We start from the raw sequence: 22,285 nt of genomic DNA on the forward strand, positions 1-22,285 counted from the left end.
TGCCGACGAACGACAAGCTCGAGCTCGAGGCCAAGGTGATGCCGAACGACATCGACCAGGTGGCCATCGGCCAGAATGCGACGGTGCGGGTGCATGCCTCGAACCAGCGCATGGTGCCCGAGCTGCACGGCACGGTGAGCCGGATCTCGGCGGACGTGTCGCGTGATCAGCAGACGGGTGTGACGTTCTACACGATCCGTGTGGATCTGCCCGCGGATCAGATCCAGCGTCTGGAGAACCTGAAGCTGATCGCCGGCATGCAGGCCGAGGTGTTTGTGGAAGTGAACAGGCGCACGCCGTTCGAATACTTCTTCAAGCCCATGGAAGAACAGTTCGCCAGAGCCTTCAGAGAACACTAGATTGCGAATCTACACTTAGCTCTTTGGGTTGGATCAGAAACGTCCGCGGAACCCATCTGAACACGATCACTAACGCTGGGAAGGCAGGGGGCCCGATCTGTAAGCCGATCGTTTCCGGCCAAGGCTTCCTTCTGTCTCAAGCCTGAGGCAAAATAAGGCTTCCAAGTTGGTCGCCTGCGAAATCTCGGGCAATGGAGGCGCGTCCCAGTCTGATCCAGCAGAAAGAATGCGTTCTCGATCGGCGTCGTTCATTTAATCAAAACTCCCCTTACAACAACTGATGCAATTTTGAGTGTTTCCATATCACATAACTAGCTTTTGTCCGTAGCAACTAAGTCACAGTTTTAAAGTTTCAGCTGTTTCAAGATGCAGGATCAAATCAGGCTGAGACGCAGCAACGGCCGGCTCGTCCGTTAACTGCGATAGCTGACGCCCATCTGCTCGGGGGATGGGGCTTCCTGACCCCGCCGATACGGCTCTACCGATTTGGCCCTTGCTCCGCAGCGCTGGCATTTGAACTTCGGAGCAATGCGGGACAGCATCTGCCCTTCCGGTAGCTTCAAGAGATTCCACCAGGTGATAACGATAAAGCCGCAGCCCTCACAGGTGATTTCCAGGCCATCAAAGCCTTGTCGCTTGAGATCCCCAATGGACGGCATACTCTGCTCCGTGAACGAAGCAAGAACATGCCATAAGGTCAGGCTTGAGTCGAATCCAGTACTCGGACTTGTGGATGACGATGAGGGCTTCAGAGCTCCGCGCCGGCCATTGCTGTTCAGCTGTCGTTTGGTAACCTGAGCCGATGTGCAACCTGTACTCGATCACCAAGGCGCAGGACGCGATCCGGCAGCTGTTCCAGATCCGTCAAGACCGCACCGGCAACCTTCCGCCCATGCCTGGGATCTTCCCGGACCAGATGGCGCCGGTGGTCAGGAACCACGATGGTGAGCGCGAGCTTGCAATGATGCGCTGGGGCTTCCCGCCGCCGCCGAACGTCAATGGTCCGCCGGTAACGAATGTGCGGAACGTGAAGAGCCCGTACTGGCGCGGCTGGCTCAAACCACAGTACCGTTGCTTGGTGCCGCTCACCAGCTTCTGTGAGTACGAAGACACCAAGCCGAAGAAAACGCCGACCTGGTTCGCCTTGTCCGAGGACCGGCCGCTGGCGGCCTTTGCCGGGATCTGGCGGCCGTGGACCGGTACCCGCGGCACCAAGGCCGAACCGGTGGAGGGTGAGCATTTGCTATACAGCTTTCTGACCTGTGAGCCGAATGCCGAGGTGAAGCCGATCCACCCCAAGGCCATGCCCGTGATACTCACGTCAGACGAAGAGTTTGACGCCTGGCTGAATGCGCCGGTCGAGGAGGCTCTGAACCTACAACGGCCCTTGCCCGATGGGGCGTTGCAGATCGTTGCCCGCGGTGAGCGGAAGGATGCTGCATAGATGAATGAGTCGCCTTCATCAGGTCGGCCACCGTCGCGAGCCGAAAAATTGATCGGGGCGGCTGTTACGGCTCTAGTGATCTGTGGCGGGACAGTAGCCTACGCAAAGGGCTATGGGCTGGTCGTAATTGGTCTTGTTGTCCTTATCCTCATTGGCCCGTCTCGACTCGGGCTTCGGCGAAAACGGCAGGACCCAGTCACCGCTGAAGAGAACCGCAAGCTGTAGCTTCTTACGGTTTCATTCTCTTGCAATTATGTTGCCATATTCCTGTGCGGAGCGTCAGCTGACGCCTATCCAACAGAGGCAGGGTGGAGATCCCGCAGGCCGCGGCTTGCGGGTGAAGCGTCAGGAGCAATTCAGCTCTGTGCCGCCAGGCCCGCGCGCTCGACTTGTGCAGAAGGCCGCTTATGGAACGGCGAGCTGAATGATATGGCGGGGGGATGCTGATCAGAACGCCGACGAAAACCGAGCTTGTGATCCAGGGGCTACTGGTAGCCCTCCTGGTCGGGGTGCTGGTGGACTTTTTCCAGGCACTTGGCGCTGCCGCATGCACTGATCCCAACGCGGGCGAGAACTGTTACCCATGGGGGATGACAGAGGACCCTATGGAAGGAGAGAGTTGGAACTACAGAAATAAGGCCAACTATCTGATTTCGTCGGGAGCTTGGATGATTGTCGTCGCAATGGCAGCCTTGGCTCCATTCGTTGCGAGAGGCCGTCGGAGCGGCTTGATTGCACTGGCAGCCATTCTGGTCTTAGGGCGTCTGGGCTTCTGGTTGGCGACTGCGTAATTTCTGATAAGCGCCTTTAATGAGTAGCTTGTTCCTGCTTGGCTATACAGACCGGCTCATCATGACGCTGAGAAACGTAATGGCCAGACATCCCACGAAGGCGCTGAAGACAGCCATTCTCACAGGATAGAGGCCAGCTGCCCGAGCTGCTTGCCACCAATCCCGTCGAAAGATCCGAGATTGCCAATAGGGGCTGACCAGCCAGAGGGGAGAGTAGCTTCTGCCTTCCCGTTGGCAGACATGGCGGAGGATAGCGTCATCAAGGATGACCTGCACCAGCACCAAGGCTGTTCCGAGGACAAAGAGAACTATTGTTACATCGCTCATGCAAATGGGCTCTCTAACAGGTCAACCGATCGCAGAGAGTCCTATCAGAACATCAATCCAATTTCCGATATGTCCCTGCATGGAATCGGACAGTGTGCCTTTTGAGGGTATTCGGAAGATAAGTTCACAAAGCTCAGGCGCGCCTCTGCAAGGCTAGTCTAACTGCTCTCGTTTCCGGCGTCAGCTGTATCCGTAATATTCAAAACTACTTAAGCACTCTCCCCCGCCTTTCCGACACTCGCGAGAACACGCTTGTGGGACAATATTGCTACAGATTAAGCTGCATCGGACGAGCTGTAGAAGAGGGTTCAGACATGTGGCGGGGACTGAAGTTGACCCTCTTGGGTCTGTGCTGCGCCCTTATTGGATTTATCGGTGGTATTATCTTTGTCCGAACCCCTAGCAGCATGGTCGTCTCTGTTGTTCGAGAGCACGTTGATGCCTCAACAGGTCCCTTTATGTGCATCTTGGACGAGATGGGCAGTGTGCGCCGCTACCTAAGTCGGGAAGGGATCCAGACCGACAAATTCGACAATCTCAGGACCATCGATGACGAGAACATGCTGGTGGTGTTTGACGGGCGTGAGGTGACTGCGGTGAGGTTCACAACCTTCGGATACAGGTTTGGCGAGGAAAAATGCTCCCGAATCGACCGATGAATGAGATCTCGCGAAACGGGCGTCATGGAGGCGCAGAACGGCAAACGAAGCTCGGGAGCAAGTCAGCCCTGTGAACGCAATCCGGGCGCGTGCGCAAAGTCTCCAATTGTTGTTAGGAATCTATACGTGGGTTAGGATGCCTACGCCCTTATGAACTCCATGACGCACCGGGTGCCGCGGGACGATGCTATCAAGAGCACAGATTGGACGATCCTGGATTGCGCTGACGACATTTGCTGCCGTGATCTCGTTTTGCAGCAATGCGCAAGCGCAAGCGAGTACTGTCTACACAACAATCGGATATGGCGAATTTGATATGGCGCTGCGACAGCTTAAGCACTTGGACAGGGAAGATTGGATTTCTCAAAGGTTGTCCAGCTATTTCGTAAAATTCTGTTCCAAGAAAAATACAAACGACCTTGAAGGGCAGGGCTTCCGATGCTCTGGCCGACGCTGTGAGATCTCAAAGACTGAGGCCATAAGAGGCGTGTTCGGCGGAAATTTGCTCACTCGAACGTGGTATATCCAAGTCAACTTAGGCGGCAGGAGGTGCCCGTCGGTCAACGTTGATCTTCAATCAACGACACAACTCAACTGACTTATGGGAAGGCCTGTCTTCTCTCGCACATCTCACGGAGCGGGAAGTGAATTGGTTCCGGTGGATAGCAGTGGCTTTGGGCTCGGCCGCACTCGGCTTTGTCATGGCTTGGGTTGCCGGGTGGCTTCCCATCGAACAGAAGCCGGCGTTCTTCACTCTTGATGGGGCTTACCGTCTAAATTGCTACGGCGGTCCCGACACTATGCCTGGGCTTCCGATCACTCTTCAGTTTTTGGATCAGGGCCATACGGCGATTCTACGGCAAGGACAGACCGAAATAAGACTGCGCTTCGGGCCTGGCAGTCTGGGTGCTAGCGTCTGGTCCGCGGGAAGGGTCCAGCTCATGCTCGATCCGGAAATCTACATCTATGGTCTAGAGAGCCATCAGATCGGACCGTGTGAACCCATCTAAATCCTTGTGAATTTTAGTGGACGGCCCTGCTGACCTGAGTTCGAGCCGTATGTTCAGATCGCCATCCGTTTAACCCAGTGGCGGCAGGTCCGGTCCATGGTCAAAGGCGATGTCACATTAGAGAAGGCATTGAGGCTTTGAGATGCCGCAGCTGCGCGATGCATGCATCGAGGTCCGCTCGGACCTGCTCGGCTGTTTCGAGATCAAAGCTGATGTAGTTCCGCAGCCGCCCCTCTGGTCCGGCATATCCATCTAGGATGAGCTTCAGCGAAACATACAAGGAGTGAGTGCTATCGAGGCCTCTTTTCACTCGCCATTGAAACAGCGAGTGCGATGACTGGCCCTGCAGCTCTGGAGTTTCGAAAACGACATCTCCGAGGAGCGCGCTCAAGGATTTGGATTTTGAAAAGAGCTTCTGGAGCGGTTGCCACAAAGGTCCGCGAGCCTCGATAAGGTGATCTTGTATCATTTCTCAGTCTCTGGTGCGCTGGTCCTCGCTGCGACCCTGGCAAACGCAGCTGTATGGCTCCTCTCCTCAACCATTCCTGGTGCAAAGGAAATGCTGCTGGCAGTCCCTTACTTGGGGGCCGCCCTCAACGTATTCACGGGCCTTTACGTTGCGTGTTTGATCCTTTGGGTGATCTGGTTTCTGATATTTTAGAACCAATGTGCGGCCTGGAGTTCATTTCCTGTTCTTCTGCCGGGCCTCAATGAGCTTTTCCATCCAGCTTCTGACTATCTCAGTGCAGGGGAAGTGCCGTTTCTCAGGACGGCCGCCATCCGAATTTTCCGTCAGCGTTGAGAACAATGCTGCCACCACAGCCGCTTTGCCATGTTGCGAGTTCCAGAGCATGCTCGCGAATGACATAGGGCTGATCTCCAATCGAGATCTCGACAAATTCGTTGCCGAACCAAACGTAGTCTGACCCAAGGGAAGCGCTCAATATCCGTCCGGAAAATGAGTTTCGCAGCCGGGCCGATCGCTGGGAGCCCAAGCCAAAACAGGCTCTGTCGTTACCGTGGGCCGTAAGCGGGGTGTCGATCTTGAGCGGGAAGGCGCTTTTGTCGAAGCACCTGAGGTCGACGCACTGAGCCCAATGCGCCCACTGAGTGAGGGCGCTCCAACCCGGGAACGCCAGGATGAGAATTGCTGCAGCCACCCATACCCACCTCATAACGTTCCGAGCCCATCCTCTGACCATGTGTTCTCAGGCTGGCTGATCATCTCACAAATGGTGGTGTCGCTCCAATGAACAGGAGCAGGCGCCGGGCTGGTGCTTGACTCGATGATGTCCAGCCTCAAGATGGCGTGACCTTTCGATCGCTCTGGCTCTGCGACCTCATCATGACACCCTGGACTCTCCGGATCGCCGCGTTCGGTCTCGCACTCAGCCTTGCTGGAGGGGTAGCGGCGGACACAGTGGCCGATAGGCAAGCGGCGTTCTCGCGCGGCGATTACGCCACCGCCCTGCAACTCGTGCGACCTGCGGCGGAGCAAGGCGATGCGGAGGCGCAGTTCAGTCTCGGGGCAATGTATGAGCGGGGCCTGGGCGTCCCGCAGGATGACGCCCAGGCAGTCGCTTGGTATCGCAAGGCCGCCGACCAGGGATCCGTCGTCGCGCAATACAATCTTGGCCTGATGTACTTCCACGGCCGTGGCGTCCCGCAGGATGGCGTCCAGGCGATCACGTGGTTTCGCAAGGCTGCCGACCAGGGGCTCGCCGCTGCTCAGTTCAATATCGGCGTAACGTATGACGAGGGCCGTGGCGTGCCGCGGGATGAAGCCCAGGCTCTCGCGTGGTACCACAAGGCTGCGGACCAAGGGTACGCCGAGGCGCAGTATAACCTTGGGATGAACTATGCCAACGGCCAGGGCGTGCCGCAGGACGATGCTCAGGCGCTCGCATGGTTTCGTAAGGCTGCGGACCAAGAGTTCGCCGCCGCGCAGCATAATCTCGGCGTGATGTATGCCCTTGGCCGTGGAACGCGAAAGGACGACGTCCAAGCAGCCAGCTGGTATCGCAAGGCGGCCGACCAGGGATACGTCGCCGCGCAGTACAATCTCGGCGGGATGTATGCCAATGGCCGTGGCGTGCCGCAGGACTTGGGGCAGGCTTATCTCTGGTTCCGGCTGGCCGCCTTGCGTGCCACCGACGGCCAGGTTCGCGAGAGGGCGGAAGGGAACCTTGCTCGTGCTGCTACGAGCATGACCACCGCGCAGATCGCCGAAGCGCAACGGCGGGCGGCTGCATGGGTTCCGACGTCCAAGGCGAGCGAGAGGGCGCAGCTTCGCTGATCGTCGATTACCTCGGTTTGGCAGTGATGGCAGCCTTTCTGGCAAACGGCGTTCTGCTAGGCAATGCCTTCAGCAGAATGCGCAATGCCGCCGCGGTTCGCGATAAACTGAGGTACCTTGCCCAATACCTGCTCCTTCTTGCAGCAGGGATGGGGATGGTCGCCGGATTCATGTATTTCAGGAGAGCGTTCCCCACGCTGCCTGCCCGATGATCCTCCACTTCTACATCGCTGTATGTGGCGCATTTATTGTTGGAATGGCTGCTGCGCTCGCCGGACAGGACGGCGTAGCTGCAAGGTGGGCAGCCCTCGCGAGTTTCGGTGCCTACCTTTGCTTCGCCTACTTACGACATCGGTCCCGCCCACGATCTCGGATGACAATGGAGGACTGGGTAGGGCGAGCGGTTTACTGGACGCTCTTCGGGACAGCGCTGATTGCCTACGCAAAGGGCTATAAGCTGGCCGTCCTCGGAATTTGGCTCGTCGTTGTCTGCCTCTTGTGCAGCTTCTTGATCCCGTGGGCCAGGATCAAGCGAAGGTGGGAGCTAAGGCAGCTTCGATATCGTGGGGCAACCGGCGGCAATCGCGACCGCAAACGGTAGATTCCAACGGTACCTTAGGAGCAGACCCCATTGATACAGGCCGTGTTGGAAGGCATGGGCAGGTTTAGGTCCACCTCTTGACGCCTTGGCGGATCGCCTCAAGATGGCGTGACCTTTCGATCGCTCTGGCTCTTTAATCGTCGTGAAACCCTGGACCATCTGGATCGCCGCATTTGGGCTTGCCCTCAGCCTCACCGCGCTTGGTCTTGCCCTCAGCCTCGCCGGAGGGGCGCGTGAGGACCCCGTAGCGGACGGGAAGGCAGCCTACTTGCGCGGCGATTATGCTATTGCCCTGCAACTCATGCGGCCCTCGGCGGAACAAGGCGATGCGGAAGCGGAGTTTAGTCTCGGCGTTATGTACGAACGCGGCCTGGGTGTGGCGCGCGACGAAGCCCAGGCGGTCGAATGGTATCGCAAGTCGGCCGAACAGGGATACGTCGCAGCACAGTACAATCTTGGCCTGATGTATTTCCAAGGCCGTGGCGTACCATATGATGGCGGTCAGGCGGTTGCATGGTTTCGCAAACTCGCCGACCAAGGATTCGCTGCTGCGCAGCTCCTTATCGGCGTAGCGTATGATGAGGGCCGTGGCGTGCCGCGGGACGATGCCCAAGCCATCGTCTGGTACCGCAAGGCCGCGGATCAGGGATATGCCGAGGCGCAGTATAACCTCGGGATGAACTACGCCAACGGCCAGGGCGTGCCACAAGACGATGCTCAGGCGCTCGCGTGGTTTCTCAAGGCCGCCGATCAGGGACTCGCCTCCGCCCAGAACAATCTCGGCGTAATATACAGCGTGGGCCGTGGTGTGAAGCGGGACCAAGCTCAGGCTCTCGCATGGTATCGCAAGGCTGCCGAGCAGGGCCATGCCAAGGCGCAAAACGAACTTGGCTTAAGGTATGTTCAAGGGCTCGGAGTCGCAAAGGACGAGACCGCAGCGCTTGAATGGTTTCGCAAGGCTGCCGATCAAGGATTTGCGGCCGCACAGGATAATCTTGGTCGGATGTACTCAGAGGGGATCGGCGTGCCGCAGGATGGCATCCAGGCTCTCGCCTGGTACCACAGGGCCATCGACCAGGGATATGTTGCCGCGCTGCATAGTCTCGGCGTGATGTATCAACAGGGCCGGGGCGTGGCGCGGGATGATGCCCAGGCAGCAGCTTGGTACCAGAAGGCTGCCGACCAAGGCTACGATCCGGCGCAGTACAATCTCGGCTTGATGTATGCCAACGGCCGTGGTGTACCGCGTGATGATGCGCGGGCGGTTGTCTGGTATCGCAAGGCCGCGGACCAGGGCTACGCTCCGGCGCAGAACAATCTCGGGCGGATGTACGCCAACGGCCGCGGTGTACCGCGGGACGAAGCCATTGCCCTTGATTGGTATCGTAGGGCTGCCGAGCAGGGAGATCTTGGCGCGCAGACCAACATTGGTGCCATATATTCCTCGGGCGATGATACGCCGCGAGATTATGCTAAGGCTCTGGAACTGTATCGCAAGGCAGCCGACAAGGGATTTGCCGGCGCGCAGTTTAATCTCGGCCAAATGTACCTTCATGGCCGTGGCGTGCCTCAGGATGATGTGCAGGCTGCTGAATGGTACCGCAAGGCGGCCGACCAAGGACTCGACGCCGCGCAATACAGTCTCGGCGTTCTGTACGTTCAGGGCCGCGGCGTGCCCCGCGACGATACGCAAGCCCGGGCTTTGTATCGCAAGGCCGCGGACCAGGGGCACCCCGAGGCTCAATATAATCTTGGGCTGATGTCTGCCAATGGAGAAGGTGGGCCGCAGGACTTGGAGCAAGCCTATTTCTGGTTCCAACAGGCCCTGCAGCGGATTACGGACGGCAAGGTGCGTGAGATGGGGGAAATAAACCTTGCGCGGGTTGCGGCAGCCATGACCCCGGAGCAGCTCGCCGAAGCACAGCGAAAGGCAGCTGCATGGACGCCGAAGCTTATGCACTGATCCGAGAGCGCAATCTGACAGAGGCAGGGTGGAGATCCCGCATTGCCGCGGAATGTGGGTGAAGTGTCCGGAGCGTTTCAGCCCTGTGCCGGCACACCCGGCCCGCGCTTTTGAGATGAGCAGAGGTTTGCTAAGGAGCGCCTTTCCGGCGGAAGACGAAGCTCGCGGTTGCGATCCCGCCCGCAACGGCCGCGAGAGGCGCAAAAACAAAGGAGAGAATCATAAAGAAGAGCCCTGCGCCCAGATCGGTACCAGGGTTCTCAGGCTCTGACCCATCGATAAAGAAGTAGGTGACCGCCCAGGCGACAAAAATGCTGAGGAGCAGAGGTGCTCCTATGCCCGCCAAGACGGCCGCGACCTTCAACAAGACGACACCAATCCGGCTCAGAATTTGCCTGTAGGGATGGGGCGGTTCGGTATCAGGGGGCGTATGCATTCGCAGACAATAGGCGGAAACGACTGAGGAAGCCTAGGCGGCTCTGCACATGCGCGAGACCATGGTCTCGGCGAGCTGCACGTAACAGGCACTATGGAACCTCTGGCTAGTGGATCTATCTGAGCTCATTGCTCGCCTTGCCGGGCCGCGATCAGCTTCTCCATCCAGCTCCGGACGATCTCGGCGCCGTGCTGACAACGGACAGCGATCACCCCGCGCTGGCCTGCTTCCTTATCCCCATTGAAAAATGCATCGCGAGCCTCTGAGGACATGGCCAGGACGGCACGGGCTTCGCATTCAGCGCGCCATTCCTCTGACCATGTATTCACAGGCTGGCCGGTGATCTCAGAGATGGTGGTGTCGCTCCAATGGGCAGGAGGAGGCACCGGTCTGGTCCTTGACTCGATTATGTCCGGCCTCAAGATGGCGTAACCCTTCGATCGCTCTGGCTCTGCAACCTCATCATGACACCCTGGACACTCCGGATCGCCGCGTTCGGTCTCGCCTTCAGCCTTGCCGGAGGGGCGGTGGCGGATCCGCTGGCCGACGGCCAAGCGGCCGTTTTACGCGGTGACTACACCACCGCCCTACAGCTCCTGCAGCCTGTGGCCGAGCAGGGCGATATCAAGGCGCAAAACGAACTTGGCTTAATGTATGTTCAAGGCCTTGGGGTCGTAAAGAACGAGACCACAGCGCTTGAATGGTTTCGCAAGGCCGCCGACCGGGGCTATGCCGCGGCTCAGTACAATCTTGGCCTCATGTATCTGCAAGGAAGAAGCATGCCAAAGGATGCGCCACAGGCCTATTTTTGGTTCCGGTTTGCCATCTTGCATGCCACTGATAGTCAGATTCGCGAGATAGCGGAACCATATCTCGCTCAGGCCGCAGTCGCCATGACCCCAGCGCAGATCGCCGAGGCGCAGAGAAAGGCCGCGGCGTGGACGCCAGCGCTAGCGCGAATAGAGGAGAGCAGCATTAGCCGTGAAATCGGATTGTGCATATCTCGCAACTCATGAACTGCCCAATCTAGTTCAGGAACCGGCCAGGAACTCGGTCGCCTGCCAGCGCCAGACCCCATCCTGCTTGACATAGATGACTGCTGTAAGCAGCACTTCCGCTGGATAGCTTCCAACCGCTCCATCCTGCCTCCTGTAGCGGCCAATTTCACTGCCAGACACCACGATGATCGCCCGCTTGTAGTCCTGATCAAAGACAGGAAACGAGAATTCGAGCCGCTTGATCCTGAGGCTCCGCTCCAGATGACCATTCTCAGTCTTCAGGCTGTTGCGTTTGAACTCTTCGAGCAGCGCGTTGGTCCGCTTGCTGGCCTCATCGTCGTCGCAGAACTCCTCTTTCATCGTGCCCGCTGGATCGATCACCTCGGCGGGCTCCCTCCCGTGATACATCGGCACGAGGTCGGCGTGGACCGTCAAGCCGAGATACTGGTGCGCCACGTCGTAGGGAACCGGGTCGCTGATCCACGTGCTGCCCAAAGAGCAATGCCCCCGTACGATGGTCTGATCCTTGATGATGCCCTGGAACAGCGCGGTCGCTTCACGCTTCAACAATTCGGCTGTCTCCTCGGCGGCAGGTTCTGGTTTCTCCTCGGCGATAGAAGGGGTAGGCATGGTCGCGATCAAAAGTGCAGCACAGAGAACCAATGCAATGTGGACAGGTTTGAGCATGCGTGGTCTCTCAAGATATGGACAGAGAATTATGCTGACTTCGCTGGGATTGGCAAACGGCTAGCTCATTTAGAGTATCGCCCCATGGAACCTGCCGTAGCAACGATGCCTGCGGCTACTACAAGAGCCATAACTGTTTTGGGTGGACGGGGCGCATGCGCTCGACCAAACTCAAAGCGCGTCCAATCCGGCCTTAATGCGCCGTATTCCGCGACACGGAGAGGCTTCGATTATCAAGGTGACGCCTCGAACTCTACCAACAGGTGCTTCCATTCGTCGTAGGAGGAACGGAACTACGGTCCGATCTTTAGAGGAAAGCAACGCCGGACGGCTCGCAGGGCCGCCGCTGCGACAGAGTTGTCCGTTGAGATTCCGATCACTTGTGGCGGTTCCGAAAGGGAGCCATCGCGTTTGAGGCGAAGATCTAAACGAACCCTCGTTAGTCCTGACTGGACGGGCGCAGCATAGCAGCGCTCAATCTGCTCGCGGAGACTTTCAAAGAACGCCCTACGATGCTCCGTAGGCGTAGCCTGCGCCGAACTTAAAGTGAGAAGGAAGGGGAGTATCCATGTTCCAGCAAATCGTATCAAAGGCATCAGTTCCCCGACAAATGGCTAGCACTGACGCCAGCACCGCCAGCGCCTTGCAAATTGTATAAAGGCAGGGAAGAGGTCGAGTCAGCAAGAGTTACCTCCGGGACCCGCTAATTTGGGGATTGGTCAGGAGTGGTGTTCGGAGACAAGGCGGGTCAAGGCTAATTGCTCAGCGCCACATGCCACGCATCCTGGCGCCGATATCGACGCGGACACTGCGGGTTGCTGCCGATGGCGTTGCACTATCGGGTGATGCGATAGGCCATGACACTCGCTCGAACAGTTTCAGGAGCGGACTGGGAATAAATCGGGTACGGGCGGCGTAGACATGACGATCGCCCGTGGCGGATTGCTGATGAGTAAAAAACCGCTGCGGCACGACAAGATGCAAGTTGTCTTTGGCGCGGGTCATTGCCACATAGAGCAACCGGCGTTCTTCTTCAATCTCTGGAGTGCTCCCGGTCCCCAAATCCGAGGGAATGCAGCCGTCAACCACATTCAGGACGAAGACGGATTTCCACTCCTGCCCTTTAGCGGAATGGATGGTCGACAGGATCAGATAATCCTCGTCGCGAAGGGGTACACCGGCTTGATCGCTGGTTGCATCGGGAGGATCGAGGGTGAGCTCCGTCAAAAACCGTTCGCGAGACGGATAACCAGCCGCGATCTGTTCCAGCTGAACCAGGTTCGCAGTACGGATTGATGCGTCTTCATGGATACGGGCGAGATGCGGCTCATACCAGGTGCGGGCTTGCTCCATCTCAGCCGGCCAGCCCGATCCCCCTGCGCGCAGGGCCACGATGGCGTCAACAAAGCCCTGCCAGTCGTCTCCGGCTCGCGGTGGGGCAGAGGCCTCCAGCAGCGCTCCGATCGGATCGGCGGCGTCAGCCATACGATCCAGCACCCGCTGCGCAGAGGTTGGTCCGACGCCCGGCAGGAGCTGCATGAGCCGGAAGCCGGCAACTCGGTCCCGCGGGTTCTGAACAAACCGCAGCAGCGCAAGCAGGTCTTTGACATGGGCGGCATCGAGGAATTTCAGCCCACCGAACTTGACGAACGGAATGTTGCGGCGGGTGAGTTCAACCTCAAGCGGGCCGCTGTGATGTGAGGTTCGAAACAACACGGCCTGCTGCTTGAGCTTTTGACCGGTCTCGCGGTTTGCGAGGATCTGCCCGACGATATAGCGGGCCTGATCCGCTTCGTCGCGGACGGCCACCAGGTACGGGCGCTCAGTCGCGGCACGGTCAGTCCAGAGATTCTTGGTAAAGCGCTCGGATGCGAGTTCGATCACCGCATTGGAGGCTGCCAGGATGGGCTGACTCGACCGGTAGTTTTGATCGAGGGTGACAATAGCCCCCGGCGGGCTAAAGAGCTTTGGGAAATCCAGAATATTGCGGACGGTAGCGGCCCGGAAAGAATAGATCGACTGAGCATCATCACCCACTACTGTCAAACCGCGCCCGTCTGGTTTCATGGCGGTGAGAATCGAGGCCTGGAGCCGGTTGGTGTCTTGGTATTCGTCGACCAACACATGGTCGAACCGTCCGCCGATGTCGGCCGCGAGCGAGGGCTCGGCCATCGTTTGGGCCCAATAGAGCAGGAGGTCATCATAGTCGAGCACGTTCTGGCGCTGTTTGGCCTCGACATAAGCGGTAAACAGCTGCCGCAACTCCGAGGCCCATCCGGCGCACCAGGGATAGGCGGTGCGAAGGGCCTCTTCGAGCGCGATATCAGCATTCACGCAGCGGGAGTAGATCGCAAGGCATGTGCCCTTGGCAGGAAAGCGGCTTTCGGTGGCCGAGAAGCCGAGGTCGTGGCGTACGAGGTTCATCAGATCGGCCGAGTCCTCACGGTCGTGGATCGAGAAAGCGGGATCAAGGCCGATCTCGGGCGCGTAGTCCCGCAGCAGGCGGGCCCCAATTCCATGGAAAGTGCCCGCCCAGGTCAGGGCATCGGTCATCACAGCAGCACTTGGGCCGAGGACCTGCCCGGCGATTCGTTCGATCCGGCGGGCCATTTCGCCAGCGGCACGGCGAGAAAAGGTCATAAGCAGCATACGACGCGGATCGGCACCGTTGACTATGAGATGGGCGACCCGGTGCGCAAGTGTGTTTGTCTTGCCAGAACCTGCCCCGGCGATCACCAACAGCGGGCCGGCCGGGGATGCTACGCCCAGCGTCACGCCATGCTCGACGGCACGACGTTGTTGCAGGTTCAGTCTCTCGAGGTAGGGGGACGGCGCGGGCTCGGACACGGTCGAATCAATCCTTATCGAACCGCAATAGAGCCGGTTTCCCGTTTTGTTCGCAATGTTCCAGTTTAGGCAGCGGAACCGCCGAATACAGTCAATCAGTGTCGTTGGTGCGGGCGATGACCTGGCCGACCACGTGCTGCTTCTCGCTCCCCCAGAAAGAAGTTTGGGTTGCCTCACAGCTGGAAGTTCGGCCGACTTGCAAACATTGACGTAACCATCAAAAGCTGTTTTGATGGAGTTGACGCAGTTTTTCTCTCGTTCGATAAGCACGATGCCCAGGATCTATTCCGACAATCCATCGCGAGCGGGCTCTCTTCATTTGATTGGGGATGTTGTTGCCCTTGACTTTGCCAATACATCCAGCGGTCGGGGAAGTTCGCAGCACCTGGATCATCTTCGCGAACCACTTCATGTCGTAGCCTGGGCTCATCATGTTGGGGTACTTGGCGATGCGGCATCGGTCCAAGCGCAGGCCCTAATCGAAAAGAACGATCCGGCCTTCCGGGATCTTTTGCCAAGAGCTCTCATGCTCCGTGAAGCCATTCATGGGATTGGAGAGTCTGTCGCGACGGGCAACACGCCTCGTCAGGCTGATTTGCGGACGGTGGCGATCGCCTGTGCGTCGGCAATCGCCGCAGCCGATCTCACACCAACAGATGATGGTTTTCGTTGGACTTGGCCGACCGATCCGCCTCTCCCTGAAACAATCTTAGGTCCAGTCGCTCTTTCGGCGGCTGGTCTGCTACGGGAAGGTGACCTGTCACGTCTGAAGAAGTGCGGAGGTGAGCACTGCGGCTGGCTGTTTTTTGATCTCACCAAGAACAACAGTCGGCGTTGGTGCGATATGGCTGTCTGCGGTAACCGGCAAAAGAGCAAGCGTAATCGCCAGCGAAGGACCTTTGCGGCGAGTGAAGAGCCATAACTAAACACCACCAATTATGTCGCGTTCATTGGAGACTTCGAATGCGTGCCGCTCCCATAATCTTGATCGTGCTGGTGCAATTTCCTTTCATAGGTTCACCTTCGAGCGCTGCTGAGATCGTGCCCAACCTCTATGTTGGGAAGACGATTACGACAGGCGTGACCAACGAGCACCGCCCAGCCGCTCTAGCACGGTGTTTCGTTGATGTATTGGTTAAGGTGTCCGGTGATCCCCGTCTGTCCACTGACAGGAAAGCTGCACAGTTCGCAGCGGACGCGGCAAGCTACGTCAAAGATCTTCATTACAGAGATCGGCTGGAAGGCAAGCCCATCCATGACGAACAAGGGACACGTGATCGCCCACATGATTTGACTGTTGAATTCGAGCCTCAATTGATTGACGGCGTAGTAAGGTCACTTGGGCGCCAACCCTGGGCGGCTGAGCGCCCCGTTTTGACACTCGTTGTTTACGTGCACTTCGGAGGCCAATCCTACATCCTTACGCGTGATGAACCTCGAGGAGTGAACCAACGGGAAGCTCTTGATGCTGCTTCGCAGCAGATTGGGTTACCAGTAAGACTGCCACATGAGAAGGCTCTGTTGGCCGCAAACATCAGGACAGATGAGGTGCGTCAGTTCGGTGTTAGCGAAGCGCGAGACGTTGCAAACAGTATCGGCGCTGATTTGACACTGCAAGGCACCATGGTCTTCAGCGATGAGGCGCAAGGCTGGATCGTCGACTGGCACCTCTATAAACACCCGAGCTTGGTTCACTGGAAGGTCAAAGGTGTAAACTATGACGAGGCATTTCGGGCAGGACTGCGCGGAGCAGTTCAGGTCCTGTCCGGAAATGGTCACCCTTAGTAGGCTGAGAGCGAGCCTGACGACCGAAGGAACCGACAAAGCCGATTGTCTCGTTGAGGGAAGGAATGGTTTTGTCGCAAGTCTGTCGAGGGGCATACAGGTTTGGGGCCGTCACTGGCTGGCTACCATAGCATCGGCGGTTTGAGACGGTAGTGACGGTCTGGAGCAGAGTCAAAAGTACTTCTACTTAAGTTTACGACAGAGCTTTTGAGAACACGAAAACGCTGCCCCAGCAGACCGCGCGATCAGAAGAAGCAGAGGAAGCAGGAAGGTTAAATGACTGCCATCACACCAGATCGAATGATCAAAGAGGAAGGACCTCGGGATAGCCCCTGTGGTCCAAACCAGACATTCTGGATCAGCGAGGTAGGCGGGCTCACCCAATTTGGCGCATTTGTAGAAGTGTTGCCGCCAGGTTCTCGTTCCTCGATCAAGCACTGGCATAGTTCCGAAGACGAAATGGTCTTCGTTCTCGAGGGTTTGGTCACCCTCATTGAGGGCGATCGGGAACTCGTTCTGCGACCTGGCGATGCAGCAACATTCAAGGCTGGCGACGCTGTCGGCCATTGCCTCGAGAACCGTGGCGAGACGGCGACCAAGTGCCTTGTCGTCGGCACACGCGCTTCAATCGATCGGATCACATATCCGGATCACGACCGAGTTTGCCATCGTGACCGATCGCTTCCCGATGACATTTGGACCGACAGCCGAGGCAATCCTGCAGCGTCGCCATACCAAGTGTAGCGAGCAGTTTGGGCTGACATCAAGACCTCTAAGTGAGTGCTATCGATTGAACATATCCTATCTCGGCGATAACACGCCGCGCTGTGGGAAACAGTGGAGACCTGTTCGCTAAACTGCAAACGATTCAGTCTAAGAGGCACGGCCCATCGGATGCTTGGGGCCGCTTGCCCCATCGTGTTGGAGCCAGCCGATGAAGGAGATGGCAGAGCTGTTGGCCCTTGCGGAGCACATTGCCCAGACGGCGTCTCAGGTTGTCTTGCAGCATTTCCGCGCCTGCTTGGTCGAGTACAAACCCGACGGTTCAGAGGTCACCATTGCGGATCGCCTCGCTGAGGAGGCCATCCGTGAGATCCTCTGTCGGGAATGTCCCACTCACGCGATCCTCGGTGAGGAGTTTGGTGGCGAGTTTGACGCGGAAGGTTACACGTGGGTTGTCGATCCCATTGATGGCACAACGTATTTCGCCATGGGCGTTCCCCTATTTGGTACCCTGATCGGCCTGCTTCACAACGGTGAGCCCATCGCCGGGGTCATACGGTTTCCTGTCCTCGGCGAGACGGTCTATGCGGGCCAAGGTCTCGGCTGTTGGCGGCGTCTAGACCGGGAAGTCGCCGCTCAGGTGCACGTTGCCGCGGACAAGCCCCTCCGCGAGGCTTTCTGTTCGGCCTCAGGAGTGCACGGCTGCGATTTATCCGTAGACACTGCGGGTATTGTTCGTCTCGGGAGTATCATTCGGCAAGCGGGCAAGTTTCGCATGCTCGGGGATTGTCAGCAGCATGCTTTGCTCTGCCGCGGTTGCGTCGACCTTGCGATCGATACAATGATGCAACCATGGGATACCGCTGCGCTCGTACCCTGCATTCGGGAGGCTGGCGGCATCGCAACATCCATCTCTGGCGAGGCTAGAGGCGTGGTGTCGAGTGGGAGCTTGCTCGCAGCCTGTGGCCCAATCATTCATACCGAGGCCGTCCGCCTATTGAACGTATCAAGTTCTGGCGCCGCACGTCACACGCAGAGATTCTGAAACCCCCGCCACATCCGAACTTAGCGGGCTCGCAGTTAACCTGCTTTCTCTGCTTGTCCAGTCGAGCCGTTATAGGCCATTCCCATGTAGCGATTCCCGAATCGGAGCTCTTCGAGCATTTGCTCGAGGCGCCTGTTGCGAGTCTGTGCTCGCTTGGCATCACCAATCCACCAGAGATAGTCGTTCCGCTGATAAGGCGGGCGTGCCGCATAGGCTCGCTCAAGCCCTTCGGACTTGAGCCGAGCTCGGACATCGTCCGGCATGGGGACGAGTTTCCGCTTCAGAGCCACTCTTGATCTCCATATAAGGACGCTTGGGTGTAACATATGGCAAGCGACAGCAGACCTTCCTGAGATTATAGGGCCATCGACCGCATAGATAGGCCGTACTAATGCCTGTTGGTATCGTGCGCCTAGCCGGGCGTCTGCTCTGCGCGGAGCAGTTCCCGCTCATCGGCGCCTACGTCGTCTCGCAGCACCGCTCGAACATCTTAGGGGCGGTCCAGACCATGGGATGGCCGGGTTTCTGGATCGCGCTGTTGTCGACGCTCGCGATGGTCTGCTTCATTAGCGCTCTCAAGTTGGCGCCCGTGGCCGAGGTGATGACAGTCCATGCTGCGATCCCGTTTGTGACAGACGTACTGGCGGCCACATTCGTCGGAGTCCGGGAAAGCTGGGTTACCTGGGGTGCGAGCATCGTTGCCTTGGGCAGGGTTGCGATCATGGTTAATCCCAATGCACCAGGCATTCACATCAAAGGGTATAGTTTTGCGGGCGTGATCGCGCTCTCCTACGCCGCAATGATGGTCATCATTCGGCAGCAGCGACACGTCTCGATGCTACCCGCTGCTGCGCTTTTTGCGGGTTTATGCGCACTCCTTGTCCTGCCCGCGGTCAGACCTCTCGGTGCCAGCCTCCGCCCTGTTGCCCCTTGCCCTATTCGGCACACTCCAGTTCGGCTTGGGCTTGCTACTCATGACGATCGGAGCACGGATGATCTCAGCCACTAACTCGGCACTCATCGGTAGCCTGGAGAATACGCTGGCTGCGGTCTGGGTCTGGCTCGCCTTCAGCGAAGTGCCGACATTTGCTGCTTGGATCGGGGCAGCCTCGTGATGGCTGCCGTTGTCGGGGACGTCTGTGCTAAGGCCATGCGGAGGGCGCGCTCCGCAATCTTGTGATGCTATGGCGCTCACGAATTGATGTCCAATTCACCCCCGATCCCCGCAGTGCTGTCCAGCATGATGCTCATTTAGTCGAACCGGCTCTGGGACTTGTTATCCTTCTGAGAATCTCTCGCAGGTCAGTTCGGATCGCTTTGTTATGGTGTTGCTGTGATTGGGGTCGAAGAACGGGCTGGGCTGACTGCGCTCCGCCGAGCGGCTTCCAGATCAGCCTCCGTTGCTCGTAGACGCCGTTCGGGTGAGATCACGCGTGTTGCGAGCTCGACTGGACCGCCGACCGTCTATTTCCCGACGCTAGGCGGTCGAGTGAGGTCAATGACGCTGTTGGAAGGGTGCCCAGGCATGCTGCGTAAGTCCGGTTTCGCCAGGGGATCGCAGACGGCAGATTCCTAATTGCTAAGCTACCGCCGAAATTCGAGATGATGGATTATAGAACGGCGCTTTGGGGTGCGCTACTGGGGGCTTCGTCGGCTAACGCGCTGAAGTGGGTCCATCCAGGCGGCAATGCCTATGTTGGAGATCTCGCATGCCAACGGCCTCTGAGAACCGGATGGGCTGGGAGGGCGTCCTCGGCAAAGAACCCGACGTAGATCCACCTGCGTCGACGGGGAGGGGCCGCTATGCGGGTCTCCCGGGACCGAACCATCTCTAACGTTCTTCCGGATCCTGCGTTACGGCCGTTTCGATTGTCAAAGTGACATCTGGTGGCGCCGGCGGAGCAAAACGATGTTTAGGATGCGGGCATCTCATGGTATCCCTGATCAATCAATCGGAGGATTGTCATGTCCGTCAGATCGCTGTTGTCCCTGTCCATTCTGTCTCTCTTGGCGGCCGCCGGAGCGGCGCGCGCGCAGGATATCACAATCGCAGTTGCCGGCCCGATGACAGGTGCAGTCGCCTCGATCGGTGAGCAGATCAGACGTGGAGCCGAGTTGGCGGCGGAGGCCATCAACAAGAACGGTGGCGTCAACGGCAAGAAAATCCAGATCTCGATCCAAGACGATGCCTGCGATCCCAAACAGGCCGTCGCCATTGCCAACCGCATCCTATCGGCAGGTATTAAGTTCGTCGATGGTCATGCCTGCTCCGGCTCGTCCATCCCAGCCGCTGAAGTCTATGGTGAGAACAATATCCTGATGATGAGCCCGGCCTCGAGTGCCCCAAAGCTCACGGATAGTGCCGCAACGAGCGGCTTTACAACAATCCTGCGGCTCTATGGCCGCGACGATGCACAAGGCCGGTTCATCGGGCCGTGGATCAAGGAAAACTACGGCACGAAAAAGATCGCGATCCTGCACGACAAGAGTGCCTACGGCAAAGGCCTCGCCGACGTGGTCAAGGAATCCCTCAACGCGGCCGGCATCAAGGAAGTGCTCTATGAGGGCATCAATGCCGGTGAGAAGGATTACAGCGCTGTGGTGAATCGCCTCAAGAGCGCCGGTGTCGAGTTTCTCTATTTCGGGGGCTATCACACGGAGGCTGGGCTCATCAAACGGCAAGCAGGCGATCAGAACTATCAATTCCAGTTGATGATGGGCGACAGCCTCGCCACGCCTGAATTCTGGTCCGTGGCCGGGCCTGCGGGGGAGGGCACACTATTTACCTTCCCAACCGATGCCCGCGAGACCGAGGCGGCCAAGGGTGCCATGGAGCAGTTCAAGCAGATCCACTTTGTGCCTGAGGGCTTCACCCTGTTCTCTTACGCGGTGATCCAGGCGATCGCTGGTGGTATTGGGAAGGCGAACAGCACGGACCCTGTCGCCGTCGCGAAGACCCTACGCAGTACGAGCGTCGACACAGTTCTCGGGCCTGTCAGCTTCGATGAGAAGGGCGATGTCAAGAATCCCCGCTACGACATCAATGTCTGGAGGGACGGTAAGTACAGCAAGCTGACGCAGTAGCACTGGTGAAGGCTTGAGATAGGCAAAAGTCGAGTTCTTGATTGCCGAATTCGACCGCCTGCACCTATGTTGGAATCAACGTTGCTACCGGTAAGCTCTACGCCCTAAACGGGCTGGAAGAGACCTGGGAGGGTATCAACCTCTGCTTGCTAAATAGTTCAGGCGGCGTGCCGAGTAGTCAATACGAACCGCCTCAGGATCTTTCCGTCCGCAGTCAGAAATCGCGACAAAGCCTGCCGGAGTGATGGCGAAGCGGACGTGGATAGTCCGGCCGATCGCCGGCAGGACACGCCAAACCCCTGGCGGCTTAGAACCGCTTTGTCGAGAGCACCTCGAACGTCCTACCGATTGTGTCCACAGCTCGGTCATAGGTAAGAAGTGCGAGCTTGGCAATTAGCGCATCGATGATGGCAAGCTGTGCAATGCGGCTTGTCATGGCTTCGGTCCGGAACTGAGTTTCTCGCGCCATAGTGTGCAGCACGATATCAGCATGGGCGAGGAGAGGCGACTTGCCGAAATTCGTGATGCAAATTGCAGTGGCCCCAGCCTCCTTTGCCAGCCGTGTGGCTGTCACCGTCTCATGGGTGCTGCCTGAGTGGGAGATGGTGATTACCGCAACATCCGGACCTGCGAGCGAAGCGCTGATCGCCTGCACGTGAGAGTCGACAATCACCTTGGATTCGATGCCGATGCGCAGAAGCCGGTAGTTGGCGTCCTCGGCGATGGGAGCGGCACTGCCGATCCCATAGAGCTCGACCCGGCGCGCCTGTAGGATCGCCTGAACAGCACGGTTCACTGCATGGGTATCGAGTACCTTCAGCGTGTCCTGCAGAGCTTGCATGCCACTGCGGAAGATTTTCTCGATCACCGCGCTGGTATCGTCGTCGCGTGTTAAGTCTTCATGAATGAATTGCACGGGGCGCACGAGATCGCGCGCAAGTGCGAGCTTCAGCTGTTGGAATCCGCGTGCGCCCAGTTGCTGGCATAGCCCAACGACGCTTCCCTCACTGGCTCTGGCGCCCTCGGCCACCTCGGTGACTGACATGTTCACGACATTGTCGGCATTCGCGATGATAAAGTCCGCGATCCGGGCCGCAGCCGGCGCCAGCGCCGGACGAAGCAGGCGTAGTCGATCGAGCACGCCCTCAAGCGGGCCGACTCCGTTGCTACCGGCTTTGTCGATCCCGTTCACCTGATCTACGGCCTCCTTGGTTCGCCCTTGCATGAATT

Annotated in this window: 20 protein-coding genes; 14 read left to right on the forward strand and 6 right to left on the reverse strand. The window is 58.2% G+C overall.

Going from position 1 to position 22,285, the window contains the following annotated elements; genetic code table 11:
- Positions 1-359 (forward strand): HlyD family efflux transporter periplasmic adaptor subunit (locus LJD17_RS21630; RefSeq protein WP_227386281.1); only part of this gene is annotated, 359 nt, incomplete at its 5' end.
- Between the two features lie 413 nt (positions 360-772).
- Here the strand turns inward: LJD17_RS21630 and LJD17_RS21635 are convergent.
- Entirely contained in the window at positions 773-1,018 is a 246-nt protein-coding gene (locus LJD17_RS21635; RefSeq protein WP_227386282.1) for a hypothetical protein, read from the reverse strand.
- A 143-nt stretch (positions 1,019-1,161) separates the two neighbouring features.
- Here LJD17_RS21635 and LJD17_RS21640 point away from each other — a divergent pair, with 143 nt between their 5' ends.
- The 5 genes from LJD17_RS21640 to LJD17_RS21665 all read left to right on the forward strand — a co-directional run bounded on the left by LJD17_RS21640 (position 1,162) and on the right by LJD17_RS21665 (position 9,450).
- Positions 1,162-1,803 carry an SOS response-associated peptidase gene (locus tag LJD17_RS21640; RefSeq protein WP_227386283.1) on the forward strand — a complete coding sequence of 214 codons (642 nt, stop codon included), beginning with the start codon at positions 1,162-1,164 and terminating at the stop codon, positions 1,801-1,803.
- A gap of 440 nt (positions 1,804-2,243) precedes the next feature.
- Positions 2,244-2,594, forward strand: a complete 351-nt coding sequence (locus LJD17_RS21645; protein ID WP_227386284.1) for a hypothetical protein — start codon at positions 2,244-2,246, stop codon at positions 2,592-2,594.
- 641 nt (positions 2,595-3,235) lie between these two features.
- Positions 3,236-3,580: a hypothetical protein gene (locus tag LJD17_RS21650; RefSeq protein ID WP_227386285.1), complete on the forward strand. Its 345-nt coding sequence runs from the start codon at positions 3,236-3,238 to the stop codon at positions 3,578-3,580.
- 2,355 nt (positions 3,581-5,935) lie between these two features.
- Positions 5,936-6,886, forward strand: a complete 951-nt coding sequence (locus LJD17_RS21660; protein WP_319799718.1) for an SEL1-like repeat protein — start codon at positions 5,936-5,938, stop codon at positions 6,884-6,886.
- A 743-nt stretch (positions 6,887-7,629) separates the two neighbouring features.
- Positions 7,630-9,450: an SEL1-like repeat protein gene (locus LJD17_RS21665; RefSeq protein ID WP_227386286.1), complete on the forward strand. Its 1,821-nt coding sequence runs from the start codon at positions 7,630-7,632 to the stop codon at positions 9,448-9,450.
- A gap of 561 nt (positions 9,451-10,011) precedes the next feature.
- On the opposite strand, the gene LJD17_RS21670 is transcribed toward LJD17_RS21665, so the two are convergent.
- Complete coding sequence (locus LJD17_RS21670; protein WP_227386287.1) at positions 10,012-10,272, reverse strand: DUF7696 family protein; 261 nt, start codon at positions 10,270-10,272, stop codon at positions 10,012-10,014.
- 141 nt (positions 10,273-10,413) lie between these two features.
- Here LJD17_RS21670 and LJD17_RS21675 point away from each other — a divergent pair, with 141 nt between their 5' ends.
- A complete protein-coding gene (locus tag LJD17_RS21675; RefSeq protein ID WP_227386288.1) occupies positions 10,414-10,902 on the forward strand; it encodes a tetratricopeptide repeat protein in 489 nt (162 codons plus the stop codon).
- 15 nt (positions 10,903-10,917) lie between these two features.
- On the opposite strand, the gene LJD17_RS21680 is transcribed toward LJD17_RS21675, so the two are convergent.
- A complete protein-coding gene (locus tag LJD17_RS21680) occupies positions 10,918-11,571 on the reverse strand; it encodes a hypothetical protein (protein WP_227386289.1) in 654 nt (217 codons plus the stop codon).
- A gap of 762 nt (positions 11,572-12,333) precedes the next feature.
- Positions 12,334-14,418 (reverse strand): ATP-dependent helicase, encoded by a 2,085-nt coding sequence (locus tag LJD17_RS21685; RefSeq protein ID WP_227386327.1) that lies wholly within the window; start codon positions 14,416-14,418, stop codon positions 12,334-12,336.
- A 271-nt stretch (positions 14,419-14,689) separates the two neighbouring features.
- Between LJD17_RS21685 and LJD17_RS21690 the strand changes: the two genes are divergently transcribed.
- The 4 genes from LJD17_RS21690 (at position 14,690) to LJD17_RS21705 (ending at position 17,971) form a co-directional block, all read left to right on the forward strand.
- Positions 14,690-15,340: a CGNR zinc finger domain-containing protein gene (locus tag LJD17_RS21690; protein ID WP_227386290.1), complete on the forward strand. Its 651-nt coding sequence runs from the start codon at positions 14,690-14,692 to the stop codon at positions 15,338-15,340.
- A 41-nt stretch (positions 15,341-15,381) separates the two neighbouring features.
- The gene (locus LJD17_RS21695) at positions 15,382-16,203 is read left to right on the forward strand and encodes a DUF2066 domain-containing protein (protein WP_227386291.1); all 822 of its coding nucleotides are present in this window, start codon (positions 15,382-15,384) and stop codon (positions 16,201-16,203) included.
- Between the two features lie 300 nt (positions 16,204-16,503).
- Positions 16,504-16,947: a cupin domain-containing protein gene (locus LJD17_RS21700; protein ID WP_227386328.1), complete on the forward strand. Its 444-nt coding sequence runs from the start codon at positions 16,504-16,506 to the stop codon at positions 16,945-16,947.
- Between the two features lie 190 nt (positions 16,948-17,137).
- Complete coding sequence (locus tag LJD17_RS21705; RefSeq protein ID WP_227386292.1) at positions 17,138-17,971, forward strand: inositol monophosphatase family protein; 834 nt, start codon at positions 17,138-17,140, stop codon at positions 17,969-17,971.
- Between the two features lie 35 nt (positions 17,972-18,006).
- On the opposite strand, the gene LJD17_RS21710 is transcribed toward LJD17_RS21705, so the two are convergent.
- A complete protein-coding gene (locus LJD17_RS21710; protein ID WP_227386293.1) occupies positions 18,007-18,261 on the reverse strand; it encodes a YdeI/OmpD-associated family protein in 255 nt (84 codons plus the stop codon).
- Positions 18,262-18,362: 101 nt separating this feature from the next.
- On the opposite strand from LJD17_RS21710, the gene LJD17_RS21715 reads away from it, so the two are divergent.
- From LJD17_RS21715 to LJD17_RS21725, 3 genes are all read left to right on the forward strand, one after another.
- Positions 18,363-18,980, forward strand: coding sequence for a hypothetical protein (locus LJD17_RS21715; RefSeq protein ID WP_227386333.1), 618 nt, complete (start codon positions 18,363-18,365; stop codon positions 18,978-18,980).
- Entirely contained in the window at positions 18,931-19,086 is a 156-nt protein-coding gene (locus LJD17_RS21720) for a hypothetical protein (RefSeq protein ID WP_264478544.1), read from the forward strand. Before LJD17_RS21715 ends, LJD17_RS21720 begins: the two co-directional genes overlap by 50 nt.
- Before the next feature lie 850 nt (positions 19,087-19,936).
- Positions 19,937-21,055, forward strand: a complete 1,119-nt coding sequence (locus LJD17_RS21725; protein ID WP_227386294.1) for a branched-chain amino acid ABC transporter substrate-binding protein — start codon at positions 19,937-19,939, stop codon at positions 21,053-21,055.
- Positions 21,056-21,362: 307 nt separating this feature from the next.
- Here the strand turns inward: LJD17_RS21725 and LJD17_RS21730 are convergent, their stop codons facing one another.
- On the reverse strand, positions 21,363-22,247 hold the full coding sequence (locus LJD17_RS21730) for a MurR/RpiR family transcriptional regulator (protein WP_227386295.1): 885 nt from the start codon (positions 22,245-22,247) through the stop codon (positions 21,363-21,365).
- Positions 22,248-22,285 lie beyond the last annotated feature (38 nt).

It is taken from the genome of Microvirga rosea, from assembly GCF_020595095.1.
Taxonomy (GTDB): Bacteria; Pseudomonadota; Alphaproteobacteria; order Rhizobiales; family Beijerinckiaceae; genus Microvirga; species Microvirga rosea.

Coding starts and splice junctions, on each gene's coding strand:
- LJD17_RS21645 (WP_227386284.1), top strand. CDS start 2,244: ATGCTGATCAGAACGCCGACGAAAACCGAGCTTGTGATCCAGGGGCTA.
- LJD17_RS21680 (WP_227386289.1), bottom strand. CDS start 11,571: ATGCTCAAACCTGTCCACATTGCATTGGTTCTCTGTGCTGCACTTTTG.
- LJD17_RS21725 (WP_227386294.1), top strand. CDS start 19,937: ATGTCCGTCAGATCGCTGTTGTCCCTGTCCATTCTGTCTCTCTTGGCG.
- LJD17_RS21690 (WP_227386290.1), top strand. CDS start 14,690: ATGCCCAGGATCTATTCCGACAATCCATCGCGAGCGGGCTCTCTTCAT.
- LJD17_RS21650 (WP_227386285.1), top strand. CDS start 3,236: ATGTGGCGGGGACTGAAGTTGACCCTCTTGGGTCTGTGCTGCGCCCTT.
- LJD17_RS21695 (WP_227386291.1), top strand. CDS start 15,382: ATGCGTGCCGCTCCCATAATCTTGATCGTGCTGGTGCAATTTCCTTTC.
- LJD17_RS21640 (WP_227386283.1), top strand. CDS start 1,162: ATGTGCAACCTGTACTCGATCACCAAGGCGCAGGACGCGATCCGGCAG.
- LJD17_RS21660 (WP_319799718.1), top strand. CDS start 5,936: ATGACACCCTGGACTCTCCGGATCGCCGCGTTCGGTCTCGCACTCAGC.
- LJD17_RS21705 (WP_227386292.1), top strand. CDS start 17,138: ATGAAGGAGATGGCAGAGCTGTTGGCCCTTGCGGAGCACATTGCCCAG.
- LJD17_RS21635 (WP_227386282.1), bottom strand. CDS start 1,018: ATGCCGTCCATTGGGGATCTCAAGCGACAAGGCTTTGATGGCCTGGAA.
- LJD17_RS21715 (WP_227386333.1), top strand. CDS start 18,363: ATGCCTGTTGGTATCGTGCGCCTAGCCGGGCGTCTGCTCTGCGCGGAG.
- LJD17_RS21700 (WP_227386328.1), top strand. CDS start 16,504: ATGATCAAAGAGGAAGGACCTCGGGATAGCCCCTGTGGTCCAAACCAG.